Here is a 13,218-nt window from a genome sequence, read left to right as displayed (position 1 = left end):
TGCGCGGCGGGTCAGGTCCTCTCACTGTATTGCGTGACGTGCCGTTGCGGAACGCGGATCGGAGCCGACACTCACGCGGAGGCGTACCATCGAGGGATGACCACGCAGGGGAGCACCACGGAATCCGCGCACGAGCAGCAGTCGCCGTTCGCGCCACTGACGCTCGTCGGCAACGCGGATCCCTCTGCGGGCCTGTGCGCCGACGGCGTCTGCGTCCTCCCCGGCGCGCAGCGCGAGGAGGGCGCGGACTGAGCCGGCGGCGGTCCGCTCAGTGCCCGCCGTGGGCGGGCGCGTCCGCGCCGTCGTCCTCGGGCTTGCGGATCAGGAACGCGCCGACGATCGTGACGCTCGCGATGACCGCGGCGATCGTGAACGCCACTCGTGAACCCGCCGCGACGGCAGCGGGGATCTCGGTGCCGCCCGCCGCGCCGGCGACCGCGGTGAAGATCGCCATCATGACAGCGATGCCCGCCGCGCCGGCCACCTGCTGCACCGTGCCGATCACCGCGCTGCCGTAGGAGTAGAACTTCGGCGACAGCGAGGCGAGCGCCGCGGTGAACAGCGGCGTGAACGACAGCGCCAGGCCGATCGAGAGCAGCGTCTGCGCCACAGCGACCACCCACACCGAGGTGCCGATGCTGAGCGTGGTGTAGAACCACAGCATGCCCGCGGCGAGGATCGAACCGGGGATCAGCAGCACGCGGGTGCCGCGCGCGTCGTAGATGCGACCGATCACCGGTCCCAGCAGGCCCATCGAGAGCGCGCCGGGGAGCATGACCAGACCGGCATCGGTGGGCGCGATCTCGAGCCCGTCCTGCAGGAACAGCGGGATCACCGTGATCGCGCCGAAGAACGCCAGCGAAAGCAGGAACATCTGCGCCATCGACAGGGAGAAGCCCCTGGAGCCGAAGATGCGCAGGTCGAGCAGCGCGTCGTCCTCGCGCTGCAGCACGATCTGACGGCGCAGGAACAGCCCGAGGCCGATGACGCCGACCACGAGCGAGATCGCCATCGGCGCCCAGCTGACGCCCGAACCCAGGCCGCCGATCTGGCTGAGGCCGAAGACGAGGCCGCCGAAGCCGAAGGCGGAGAGCACGACCGAGAACACGTCGATCGGCGCGTGCGTGGTCTCGCCGACGTTCGTCAGCCAGCGCCATCCGATGGCCAGCGCGATCAGCGCGATCGGCAGCACGACGACGAAGATCGACCGCCAGGAGAAGTGATCGAGCAGGAAGCCCGACAGTGTCGGACCGATCGCCGGCGCGAGTGACATCACGACGCTGACACGACCCATCATCCGGCCGCGGGAGGCGGCGGGGACGAGGTTCATCAGCGTGGTCATGAGCAGCGGCATCATGATCGCCGTGCCGGACGCCTGCACGATGCGCGCGCCCAGCAGCATCGGGAATCCGATCGCGAGCGCGGCCAGCAGCGTGCCGGCCGAGAACAGCGTGAGCGCGCCGATGAACATCTGGCGCGTCGTGAACCGGCGCAGCAGGAACCCGGTGGTCGGGATGACGACCGCCATGGTGAGCATGAACGCACTGGTGACCCACTGCGCGGCCAGCGGCGAGATCTCGAGATCGGTGATGAGGTGCGGGATCGCCATGTTCATCGTCGTCTCGTTGAGGATCGCGACGAAGGCGGCGGTGAGCAGCACCCAGATGACGGCCATGTCCTTGCGCGGGATCATCTGATTGGCGGAGGTGGGGACGGAGCCGGTGTCGACGGCAGACATGAGGTTCCTCCGTGAGGTGGTGGTGCGCGATGAGAGCGGGCGGGCGACGCCTTCCCGAGAGTTGTTCAGCGTAACGGATACCTGGGACATTCCATTCCCGTACAGCAGACATCCGTCCGGACCCGGCTCGACGTCGCCGCCCGGCAGTAGCCTGAGGCGATGAGCATGCGCGGTGGTGGAAGCGGCGGTGGAGGCGGACGCGGCGGCGGATTCCGCGGCGTGGACATCGAGGCGCAGCGTCGGCTGAACGCCGAGGCCCCGAGGATCGCCGGACTCGGCAAAAGAGTCGTCTCCCTGTTCGCCCCCTATCGCTGGCGCATCCTGATCACCGGCATCCTGGTGGTGCTGCTCGCCACGATCGGGGTGATCCCGCCTCTGCTCGTGCAGCGCATCTTCGACGACGCGCTCTTCCCTCAGGCCGGAGGCGGGCCGGTGATCCCGCTGCTCACCTGGCTGGTCGTCGCGATGATCGGTCTGTACCTGCTCTCGGCCGCGATCGGCGTGGTGCAGACCTGGCTCACCTCGACGGTCGGCAACGCCGTGACCGGCGACCTGCGGGTGCGCCTCTTCGATCATCTGCAGGCGATGGAGCTCGGCTTCTTCACCCGCACCAAGACCGGTGTCATCCAGTCCCGGCTGCAGAACGACGTCGGCGGCGTGGCCGGGGTGCTGACGAACACGGTCAGCAGCATCCTGGGCAACACGGTCACCGTGGTCGCCTCGCTGGTCGCCATGCTGATCATCGATGTGCGGCTGACGATCATCGCGGTCATCGTGATGCCGATCCTGGTGGTCATCCAGCGCCGGGTCGGTCAGGTGCGGGCGCGGATCGCCGGGCAGACGCAGGAGTCGCTCTCCGAGCTGACCAGCATCACGCAGGAGACCCTCAGCGTCTCCGGCATCCTGCTCTCGAAGTCGTTCAACAGGCAGCGCACCGAATCGGAGCGCTATCAGGACGAGAACCGCAATCAGGTGCGTCTGCAGGTGCGACAGGCCATGAGCGGTCAGCGCTTCTTCGCCGTCGTGCAAGTGCTGATGTCGTCGATCCCGGCGGTCATCTACCTCGTCGCGGGCCTCTTCGTCGCCGGCGGCAGCGGCGACATCACCGCCGGAGCGATCGTCGCCTTCACCACGGTGCAGGCCCGGCTGCTGATGCCGCTGATGGGGCTGATGCGGGTCGCGCTGGACGTGCAGACGTCCAAGGCGCTGTTCGCGCGCATCTTCGAGTACCTCGACATGGTGCCGCAGATCCAGGATGCGCCGGACGCGATCGACGCATCGGATGCCCCGGGCCCGCGCGGGCGGATCGTGTTCGACGACGTCGTGTTCCGCTATCCGGATGCCTCGGCCGAGGCCAGGCCCACGCTCGACGGGGTGTCCTTCACCGCCGAGCCGGGAACCCACGTCGCCTTCGTCGGGCCGAGCGGCGCCGGCAAGACGACCATCCTCTATCTCGCCCCCCGGCTGTACGAGGTGTCCGGCGGCGCCGTGCGCTTCGCCGGAGAGGACGTGCGCAGGCTGCGTCAGGAGTCGATCATCGACGACATCGGCATCGTGTCGCAGGAGACGTACCTGTTCCATGCGACGATCCGCGAGAACCTGAGCTACGCCAGGCCGGGGGCGACGGATGCCGAGATCGAGGCGGCCTGCCGCGCCGCGAACATCCACCATGTCATCGCCGGATTCGAGCTGGGCTACGACACTGTCGTGGGCGAGCGCGGCTACCGGCTCTCCGGCGGCGAGAAGCAGCGCATCGCGATCGCGCGCGTGCTGCTGAAGGACCCGCCTGTGCTGCTGCTCGACGAGGCGACCTCGGCGCTCGACACCGTGTCGGAGCGCGTCGTGCAGGAGGCGCTGGATGCCGCGGCGCGCGGCCGCACCACGCTGACCATCGCGCACCGACTGTCGACCGTGGTCGGCGCCGACGTGATCCACGTGGTCGAGGCGGGGCGGATCGTCGAGTCCGGCACGCACGCGGAGCTGCTCGCCCGGGGCGGGCTGTACGCCACCCTCGCCGCCGAGCAGCTGTCGACGGCGACGCGCGGGCTCGACGAGGCCTGAGTCTGCCGCGTCCGCGCGGCGGGCGAGCCCCGGCTCTTCGTGTGGAGGCCGCCTGAGCACCTGTGCAAGGAGGTTTCTGCCGGTTCGGTCGGGCTGCGCGCTGCGTTTTCCTCCTTGCGAGGCGGGTGCGCGTGCGTCACGGTGCGCAGGCGGGTGTTGCGGGATGCGACGCGGCGCGCGGGTGCGGGCGCTGCCCGAGGACCTGTGCAAGGAGGTTTCTGCCGGTTCGGTCGGGCTGCGCGCTGCGTTTTCGTCCTTGCGAGGCGGGTGCGCGTGCGTCACGGTGCGCAGGCGGGTGTTGCGGGATGCGACGCGGCGCGCGGGTGCGGGCAGGGGGCGCGGCGCGGAGCCGTGGGGATGCCCGGTCAGTGCACCGACAGTCCGCCGTCGATGAACAGGTGCTGGCCGGTGACGTAGCCGGACGAGGACGACGCCACGAATACAGCGGCCCCGGCGAAGTCCTCCGGTAGGCCGTTGCGGCCGATAATCGTGCGGGCGGCGAGTTCGGAGACCTTCGCCGGATCCTGCTGAAGACGCGCGTTCAGCGGAGTGAGCACGAAGCCGGGCACAAGCGCGTTGCTGGTGACTCCGGTGCCGCCCCACGCCTCGGCCTCGGAGCGCACCAGCGACTCGATCGCGCCCTTCGAGACGCCGTACACGCCGCTCTGCACGAAGGCGCGATGCGCCTGCTGCGAGCTGATGTGGATCAGGCGGCCGAAGCCGCGCTCCGCCATGCCCGGAGCGAAGCGCTGGCCGAGCAGGAACGGCGCGAGCGCATTCACGGTCATCGTGACGTCCCAGTCGTCCTGGGTGATCTCGGTGAAGGGCGGGCGGATGTTGATGCCCGCCGAGTGCACGACGATGTCGGGCTCGCCGAACGGACCGGGGGCGGCATCGGCGACGGCGCTGATGCCCTCGCGGGTGCTCAGATCGCCGGGAAGGCCTGCGGCACGGCATCCGGCCTCTGTCAGCTCGCGCACCGTCTCGGCCACCCGCTCCTCGCCGCGCGCCACGATCACGACGGCCGCGCCGGCGCGCGCGAGCGCGGTCGCGATGCCGCGGCCGATGCCGGATGAGCCTCCCGTGACGAGCGCCGTGCGTCCGGCGAGCGAGAAGAGGTCGGCCAGGTAGGAGTTCACCCGATCACGCTATCGGCTGTCACCCGTGCCCAGCTTCGGATGTCGCGGACGACGTGCCGCGGCATCCGTCACCGCCGCCGGGGTATCCGGCGTGCCCTCCGCAGCCGAGCACGCGCGTCACCAGCGCAGCGCCTCGGACAGGGCGGGGTCGGGGGAGGCCAGCGCGAACTCCGGCAGGGTGCGCAGAGTCGCGGTGAACGCGTCGAGCTCGGCCCGGTAGGCGGGCTCGGGATGCGTGGACGCGATGTGCTCGAGCGGCGGGACGTCCATCGCCAGGATCAGATCGAGCCGGGCGACGACCGCGGCGGACGCCCCGGCGGCCTGGAGCACCCGGATGCCGCCGAGGAGGGCGGCGAGATAGTCGCGGAGCACTGGCAGCAGGTCCTTGCCCTGCGTGATCGAGGTGCCGTCGGCGCGCAGCCGCCAGTGCACGAGCACGTCGGGGACGACATCGAAGGCGCGCGCCTCGACGTGCATGCGCTGGGCCACGATCTGGTCCTCGTACGCGACGCCGAGCGGGAAGCGGCGGCCGTTCCAGAACTCCGTGCGGCTGACCTTCGACCAGGCGACGATGTTCGCGGATGCGGCGGGGTGGGCGAAGATCGTGGTCGCCAGGCGTTCCGGGTCGGTGGCCGCCGTCGTCCACGGCTGCACGCGACCGGGACGGTAGGAGCCGTCCACCAGGCGAGAGCGCACGTAGGCTCCGGCGGCGAAATCACTGCCGGTCTCGGCGAGCGTCGTGGTCATGCGCTCCAGAGCGTTCGGGGTGAGCTCGTCGTCGCCGTCGAGGAATCCGAGGAAGGGCGTGTCGACGAGGTCGAGACCGGTGTTGCGCGCTGCGCCGAGGCCGCCTGGGCTGTCGTGACGCACGAGCGTGAAGCGAGGATCGGCCGCTGCTGCCGCCGCGAACACATCGCCCGTGGCATCCGCCGATCCGTCATCGATGAGGATCGCGCGCCACCGCTGCTCGGTCTGCCCGCGGAGCGAGTCGAGCGCCGCGGGCGCGTATGCCGCGATGTCGCGACCGGGAACGATCAGGGTCACGAGCGCTTCGGGCACTCGCCGAGTCTAGCTGCGGGGCCGGCGGCGGGGTTCCGGATGTCGGTGTCGCGGCGTAGCGTGCCGGTCGTGTCCTCTTTGACGAAGGAAATCACCGACTGGCTGCTCGACTCCGATCCGTCGCTGCGATGGCAGGTCGAGCGCGACCTGCTGGATGCCGACGAGAAGGTCTGGCAGCGCACCAGATCGAGAATCGCGACCGAGGGCTTCGGCGCGACGATCCTCTCGCACCAGGACCCCGACGGCCAGTGGGCCGGCGGGGCGTACTTCCCGTCGCGCTCGCGCGACTTCACCGGTCATGGCATCATCGAGCGCGATCGCGAAGGGCAGCCGTGGATCGCGACCACGTGGGCGCTCAAGGATCTGCGCGATCTGGGCCTGGACGCCGGTGCGCTCGCGGGTACGGCCGAGAAGCTCGCGGCGAACAGCACCTGGGAGTACGACGACCTGCCGTACTGGGGCGGTGAGGTCGACGTGTGCATCAACGGGTTCACGCTCGCCACGGGCGCCTGGCTCGGGGCCGACGTCTCACGCCTTGTCGCCTGGTTCCCGGAGCACCGCCTCGAGGACGGCGGCTGGAACTGCGAGGCCGAGGAGGGCGACTCGGTGCGCTCCTCGTTCCACTCGACGCTCAACGCCCTCGTCGAGATGCTGAACCATCAGCGGATCACGGGCGACGATTCCCTGCAGGCGACGCGTCATGCCGGGGAGGAGTACCTGCTCGAGCGCGGTCTGATGCGACGTCTGACGACGGGTGAGGTGGTCGGCCCGTGGGTGACGGACTTCATCGCCCCGAGCAGGTGGCAGTACAGCGCCCTCGCTGCGCTGGATCACTTCCGTGCCGCCTCAGTGATGGAGGGCACAGCGCCGGATCCTCGGTTCGCCGACGCGGTGGAGGTCGTACGCGCGGCGCGTCAGCCGGACGGCACCTGGCTGCAGGGCGACGTGCCGGGCGGAGCGATCTGGGTCGACATCGACGTTCCACAGGGCGAGCGCTCGAAATGGCTCACCCTGATCGGCTCCCGCGTGCTCGACTGGTGGGATGAGTCCCGCCCCGGTCGTTGAGCGAGCGAGGAACGAGCGAGACGACACGCGCCAAGGTCCGCGGAACGGTCACCGCGTTTCGTCACTTCGACTCGCTGCGCTCGCTCAGTACGGCGCTCGCTCCGCGGATCCTGAGCGAGGAGCGCAGCGATGAGACGAAGGGCGCTCAACGACCGGATGCAGCTGCGGCCGACTCCGCGACGAGGGCCGCGAGTGCGTCCGGCTGCTCCAGCGGCACCCTTCCGAACGTGAACCGCACTGACGTCTGAGCGACGACAGGGTCGATGCCGCAGGCAAGCAGCACGTGCGAGGGCTCGTCGCTGCCGGCGGCGCAGGCCGATCCGCTCGACGAGACCACGCCCCGGCGCTCCAGCTCGAGCAGCACCGATTCGCCGCTGACGCCGCCGAACGTGAAGCTCGCCACGGCAGGAAGACGGTGGTCCGGATCGCCGGTGAGTGCGGCCTGCGGCACGGACTGCAGCACGGCGGCGATGAAGCCGGCCGTCCGCTCGCGAACCACATCGGCGGCGTCCCTGCGCTCCGCCTCCGCGAGCTCCAGCGCTGTCGCGAGTCCGACCGCCGCGGCGATGTTCTCGGTGCCGGAGCGCCGTCCTCGCTCCTGGCCGCCGCCGTGCAGCAGCGGTTCCAGCGGCACCCGCCCGCGCACGGCGAGCGCCCCGATGCCTTTCGGCGCTCCGAGCTTGTGCCCGGCGATCGAGATCGCATCGGCGCCGAGACCGGCCAGCGGCAGCCAACCCGGCGGACTGCACGGCATCTATGTGCAGCGGCACGCGCCTTTCAGATGGCGGACGATCCTGCACTCGGCGGGCGATGTCGCCGCCGGGCGCCCGCCATCCGCCATCCGCTCCGCCACCTGCAAGCGGCGCCGCCAGTGCGGCGGCATCCTGAACCGTCCCGATCTCGTTGTTCGCGTGCCCGATCGACACCAGCGCGGTGTCCGGGCGCAGTGCGGCCGCCAGCGAATCCGGCTCGACCCGCCCGGTCGCCGTGACGGGCAGCATCGTGACCTCCACGCCGTGGAATCGCTCCAGGTATGCCGCGGACTCGAGGATCGATTCGTGCTCGATCGGCGTCGTGATCATGTGCCGCCGCCCGGATGCGAGCACGATGCCCTTCACAGCGAGATTGTTCGCCTCGGTGCCTCCCGAGGTGAACACGACGTCGCCGGTGCGCATCCCGAGCACGACGGCCACTCGAGCCCGGGCGTCCTCCAGGGCGCGGGACGCGGCCTCGCCGACGGTGTGGTGGCTGGACGGATTGCCGAACACGGCGCCGAGGTACGGCGCCATCGCCTCGAGCACCTCGGGACGCACCGGTGAGGTCGCGGCGTGATCGGCGTAGAGCATGGTCACCCGATCCGGATGTCCAGACCCAGGTCGAGCGCCCGCGCCGAGTGCGTGAGAGCGCCGACCGAGATGACCTGCACGCCCGACTCGGCGATCGCGCGGACCGTGTCGAGGTTCACCCCGCCGGATGCCTCGGCCACGGCGCGCCGGCCGATCAGCTCCACCGCCTCGCGCAGCTGCGCCGGGGTGAAGTTGTCCAGCAGCACGGTGTCGGCGCCCCCGAGAGCACCGCTTCGATCTGGTCGATCCGGTCCACCTCGACGACGACGTGGGTGGTGTGAGGGAGCCGCTCGCGCGCGGCGCGAAGCCCGGTCGCCAGATCGCTGCCGTCGCGGGTGAGCAGCGCGAGGTGGTTGTCCTTGGCCATCACGGCATCCGAGAGCGAGTACCGGTGGTTGTGCCCACCGCCGCTGACCACGGCATGCCGCTCGAGCGCGCGCAGTCCCGGGGTGGTCTTGCGGGTGTCCGCGATGCGCGCGCCGGTGCCGGCGACCTCCTCGACGTAGGCGGCGGTGAGGGTGGCGATGCCACTCAGCCGCTGCGTGAAGTTCAGCGCCACCCGCTCGGCGGTGAGGATGCCGCGCGCCGGACCGGTGACCGTCGCGAGCACGTCGCCGGCGTCGAACCGATCCCCGTCGCCGACGTGCAGGTCCACGGCGATGGAAGGATCGGTGAGGGCGAACGCGGCGGCGAACACGCCGCCTCCGGCGAGCACTCCCGCTTCGCGTGCGACGAGGTCGGCCACCGCTGCGGCGTCCTCCGGGATCAGCGCGGCACTGGTGAGGTCGCCCCACGGGGCATCCTCTTCCAGAGCGGCCGAGACGACGCGTGTGAGGGTGGCGGGGGCGATCATCGGGCTCCGATCAGTGCGGGTTGCAGGAAGTGCGCGCCGACCGAGACGGGGCGCGCGAGTGCGGCGGCCGCGGTCGCCTCGGCGACGAGCAGCAGGTTCGCGTCCTCGTGGTCGCGGGCGGTGAGCGGCGGATGCCGGTGCGCCCGCCAGCCGCGGATCGCGTCGAGCGCCTCGGTGAGTCCCTCTGTCGTGCGCAGCAGACCCACGTGATCCCACATCAGCTGCTGCAGCGCGGCGCGTGTGAACGGCGCTGACGTTTCGTCTCGCTCCGCTCGCTCAACGAACGAGAGGTCGCCCCCCGGGTCGTTGAGCGAGGAGCGCAGCGACGGGACGAGACGTCGTAGCCCCAGCGCGTCGACCGCGCGGGCGGCGAACACCGCGCCCTCGAGCAGGGAGTTGGATGCCAGGCGGTTCGCGCCGTGCACGCCGGTGCGGGCGACCTCTCCTACCGCGTACAGGCCGGGGATCGAGGTGCGTCCGCAGGTGTCGGTGGCGATGCCGCCCATCAGGTAGTGCTCGGCGGGCGTCACGGGGATCGGCTCGCGCGACCAGTCCAGTCCGCGCTCGCGGACGACCCGGTCGATCGTCGGGAACCTCCGGGCGAGACGGTCGCCGCCCAGCGCCGTGGCATCCAGTCGCACCGGCGCCCCGTCCGCCGCCTGCTGCCGGGCATTGGCCCTCGCGACGACGTCGCGCGGCGCGAGCTCGCCGTCGGGGTGCGCGTCGAACGTGAAGCGCCGTCCCGCGGCATCGCGCAGCACCGCACCCTCGCCGCGCACCGCCTCCGAGATCAGGAACGGGGTCCCCAGAGCGAGCATCGTCGGGTGGAACTGCACGAACTCGAGATCGGCGACCGCCGCCCCGGCGCGCATCGCGGCGGCGATGCCGTCGCCGGTCGCACCCGCCGGATTGGTCGTGTGACTATACAGCTGCCCTGCTCCGCCGGTGGCCAGGATCACGGCATCCGCCGGCAGCGTCCGCGCTCGTCCGCCGGCCAGCACCCGGATGCCGGCGGCATCCGCCGTCCTCGACGACGAGATCCGTCAGGAACGCGTGCTCGAGAACGTCGATCGGGTGTGACGGATGCGCGCCGGAATCACGGATGGCGGCGGAACCCGCGGCGTGTCCGCCGGCATCCGTCTCCTCTCCCCGCATTCGTACCGGGCCGCGGCGCGCCCGGACCTGTGCGACCAGGGCGGACGAGATCGCGGCGCCCGTGGCGTCGCCGCCGGCGTGAGCGATGCGCGGATGCGCGTGTGCAGCCTCCTGTCCGCGGGCGAGAGCGCCGTCGGGGGCGCGGTCGAAGTCGACGCCACGCGCTGCGAGGTCGGCGATGCGGTCCGCCGCATCACCGACCAGCACGTCGACGGCGAGCGGATCTGACAGGCCCGCGCCGGCGGTGTGCGTGTCGGCGGCGTGCAGCGCGGGGGAGTCGTCCGGGCCGTACACCCCGGCGATCCCGCCCTGCGCGAGCGGCGTGCTGCCGCCGCCGAGAGCGCCCTTGACGACGAGCGTCACGGCATGGCCGGCCTCGTGCGCGTGCAGCGCCGCGGTCAGGCCCGCGATGCCGGCGCCGACGATGATCACGCGCATGTCGGGGAGCCGCTTGTCTCGATCCGGGCGCCCTGGGCCGAGGCAGCGCTCACGCGCTCGCCGCCTGCGGCTTGGCGGCCAGCATCCGCTCCAGGGCGACCCGTGCCGGGTCGGCGACGTCCGCGGCGACCGAGATGCGGTTCACGATGCGTCCGGCGACGAGCTCCTCCAGCACCCATGCGAGGTAGCCGGGGTGGATCCGGTACATCGTCGAGCACGGGCAGACCACCGGGTCGAGGCAGAAGATCTCATGCTGCGGATGCTGCGCGGCGAGCCGCCGGACGAGGTTGATCTCGGTGCCGATCGCGAATGTCGTGGGTTCGTCGGCCTCTTCGATCGCGCGGCGGATGTAGGCGGTCGAACCGGCCTCGTCCGCCGCGTCGACCACCTCCATCGGGCACTCCGGGTGCACGATCACGCGCACACCCGGATGCGAGGCGCGTGCCTGCTCGATCTGGCCGACGGTGAACCGGCGGTGCACCGAGCAGAAGCCGTGCCAGAGCAGCACCTGCGCGTCCTGCAGCTCATCGGCGGTCTGACCGCCCAGCGTCCGTCGCGGGTTCCACAGCGGCATCCGGCCTGGCGGCACCCCCATCGCCTTCGCCGTGTTGCGGCCCAGGTGCTGATCGGGGAAGAACAGCACCCGGCGGCCGCGCGCGAACGCCCACTCGAGCACCGTCCTGGCGTTCGACGACGTGCACACGATGCCGCCGTGCCTCCCGACGAAGCCCTTGATCGCAGCGGAGGAGTTCATGTACGTCACCGGCACGACGGGAACGAGTCCCTCGGCGTCCTGCTCGTCGAGCGGACCGTAGACGTCGGCGAGCTGCTCCCAGCAGTCCTCGACCTGGTCGATGTCGGCCATGTCGGCCATCGAGCAGCCGGCGGCGAGGTTCGGCAGGATGACGGCCTGATCGGCGCCGGAGAGCAGGTCGGCGGTCTCGGCCATGAAGTGCACGCCGCAGAACACGATGGCCTCCGCCTCGGGGCGGTCCAGGGCGGCCTGGGCGAGCTGGAACGAGTCGCCGACATAGTCGGCATGCCGCACGACCTCCTCCCGCTGGTAGAAGTGGCCCAGCACGACGACGCGATCGCCGAGGGTCTGCTTCGCCGTGCGGATGCGGGCCTCGAGCTCGTCCTCGCTCGCCTCCCGGTACGACAGCGGAAGCTCGCCCTGGCGCGGTGCACCGGTGGGGATGACATCACCCATCGACGAACCGGGCCCGTATCCCGGGCGGGTGTCGAAGTCCCAGGGCCCGGCGGCGAGGTCGGTCGCGCAGGTCTCGTCGGTCGACGCACCGGAGACGATCAGCTGCAGGGCGTGATCGACGGAGGGATCGAGGTCAGGTCGGAGGGGGAGTGCGGTGTGCATCGGGTTCGCCACCTTCTGGTCACTTGGACACTTACTGCGGGAACAGATTATGTCGTTCTGACCAGAAGTGCAATCCCAGGTCGCCGACACGCGGGGGACGCCGGGCGAGGCCGCGCTCTCGCCTCAGGACTCGCGGTTGTAGCGGTACAGGCGTGCGGGACGGTGCTTGCCGGTGCGATACGACTCCGTCGGGACCAGTTCGTCGGTGCCCTCCAGCAGGCGACGGAAGTTGGAGGGGTCCAGACGTCGGCCGAGCACGGCCTCATACACCTCCCGGAGCTCGGACAGCGTGAACTCGTCGGGCAGCAGGCCCGCCGCGATCCGGCTGTAGCCGACCTTGTTGCGCAGACGCCACAGGGCGTACTCGGCGATGCGGTTGTGATCGAATGCGAGAGCGGGGAGGGCGTCCACGTCGAACCACTCGACGTTCTCAGGGGCGCCCGCCGTCGAGCGCTGCGTGTCGACGAGGTCGGAGCGCAGCAGCGCCCAGTACACGATCGAGACGGTCCTGGTCGGAGAGCGGTCCACCTCGCCGAACGTGTACAGCTGCTCCAGGTAACTCGGCATCAGGGCTGTCGTCTCGGCGAGGGTGCGCGAAGCGGCGCTGTCCAGATCCTCGTCGGCGTCGAGCCAGCCGCCGGGGAGCGCCCACATGCCGAGGTGCGGGTCGCGCGTGCGGCGCACGAGCGGCAGCATCAGCCGATCGCCCTCCGCCGCCGAACGCAGCGAGAAGATCACGGTCGAGACGGCGACGCGGATGGCGTCCTGCTCGGTGCTTCTCGCTGTCACACCTCGAGCCTATGGGGTGTGGCCGCAGGTCTTGGCGGCATCCGCCGGCGCCGCGCCCCGACGCGCGTTCGTGCCGAGTCCGAAACGTTATCGAAGTCCGTCGTTCCCTCCTTGCTCCACCGAGCGGGAGTTTGTTAGGTTACTGTCCTAACAAACCCATTCGGGATTGCCCTCCATGACGGAGGAAACCGCTCCTGCAAAGC

General features: G+C 70.8%; 8 protein-coding genes and 3 pseudogenes. 3 read left to right on the top strand and 8 right to left on the bottom strand.

What is annotated here, in order from left to right:
- Positions 1-96 precede the first annotated feature (96 nt).
- Positions 97-252, top strand: coding sequence for a hypothetical protein (locus tag L2X99_RS08855; RefSeq protein ID WP_236123982.1), 156 nt, complete (start codon positions 97-99; stop codon positions 250-252).
- A gap of 16 nt (positions 253-268) precedes the next feature.
- Here the strand turns inward: L2X99_RS08855 and L2X99_RS08850 are convergent, their stop codons facing one another.
- On the bottom strand, positions 269-1,738 hold the full coding sequence (locus L2X99_RS08850) for an MDR family MFS transporter (protein ID WP_236135876.1): 1,470 nt from the start codon (positions 1,736-1,738) through the stop codon (positions 269-271).
- A 159-nt stretch (positions 1,739-1,897) separates the two neighbouring features.
- Here L2X99_RS08850 and L2X99_RS08845 point away from each other — a divergent pair, with 159 nt between their 5' ends.
- Complete coding sequence (locus tag L2X99_RS08845) at positions 1,898-3,799, top strand: ABC transporter ATP-binding protein (protein ID WP_442923506.1); 1,902 nt, start codon at positions 1,898-1,900, stop codon at positions 3,797-3,799.
- A 365-nt stretch (positions 3,800-4,164) separates the two neighbouring features.
- On the opposite strand, the gene L2X99_RS08840 is transcribed toward L2X99_RS08845, so the two are convergent.
- Both L2X99_RS08840 and L2X99_RS08835 read right to left on the bottom strand, forming a co-directional pair.
- Complete coding sequence (locus L2X99_RS08840; protein WP_236135875.1) at positions 4,165-4,938, bottom strand: SDR family NAD(P)-dependent oxidoreductase; 774 nt, start codon at positions 4,936-4,938, stop codon at positions 4,165-4,167.
- A gap of 117 nt (positions 4,939-5,055) precedes the next feature.
- Complete coding sequence (locus tag L2X99_RS08835) at positions 5,056-5,997, bottom strand: glycosyltransferase family 2 protein (RefSeq protein WP_236135874.1); 942 nt, start codon at positions 5,995-5,997, stop codon at positions 5,056-5,058.
- Positions 5,998-6,036: 39 nt separating this feature from the next.
- Between L2X99_RS08835 and L2X99_RS08830 the strand changes: the two genes are divergently transcribed.
- Positions 6,037-7,062, top strand: coding sequence for a squalene cyclase (locus L2X99_RS08830; RefSeq protein WP_236123985.1), 1,026 nt, complete (start codon positions 6,037-6,039; stop codon positions 7,060-7,062).
- Between the two features lie 145 nt (positions 7,063-7,207).
- Here L2X99_RS08830 and L2X99_RS08825 read toward each other — a convergent pair.
- From L2X99_RS08825 to L2X99_RS08805, 5 genes and pseudogenes are all read right to left on the bottom strand, one after another.
- Positions 7,208-8,408, bottom strand: a pseudogene (locus tag L2X99_RS08825) (cysteine desulfurase family protein).
- Positions 8,409-8,410: 2 nt separating this feature from the next.
- Positions 8,411-9,261: pseudogene (nadC, locus tag L2X99_RS08820) on the bottom strand (carboxylating nicotinate-nucleotide diphosphorylase).
- Positions 9,258-10,854, bottom strand: a pseudogene (locus tag L2X99_RS08815) (L-aspartate oxidase). Before L2X99_RS08815 ends, nadC begins: the two co-directional pseudogenes overlap by 4 nt.
- Positions 10,855-10,903: 49 nt before the next feature.
- Complete coding sequence (gene nadA / locus L2X99_RS08810; protein WP_236123986.1) at positions 10,904-12,226, bottom strand: quinolinate synthase NadA; 1,323 nt, start codon at positions 12,224-12,226, stop codon at positions 10,904-10,906.
- 123 nt (positions 12,227-12,349) lie between these two features.
- A complete protein-coding gene (locus tag L2X99_RS08805; RefSeq protein WP_442923505.1) occupies positions 12,350-13,015 on the bottom strand; it encodes an NUDIX hydrolase in 666 nt (221 codons plus the stop codon).
- Positions 13,016-13,218 lie beyond the last annotated feature (203 nt).

It is taken from the genome of Microbacterium sp. KUDC0406, assembly GCF_021582875.1.
Lineage (GTDB): Bacteria > Actinomycetota > Actinomycetes > Actinomycetales > Microbacteriaceae > Microbacterium.
The sequence above is the reverse complement of the archived record's forward strand: the minus strand, read 5'-3'. Positions and strand labels throughout refer to the sequence as shown.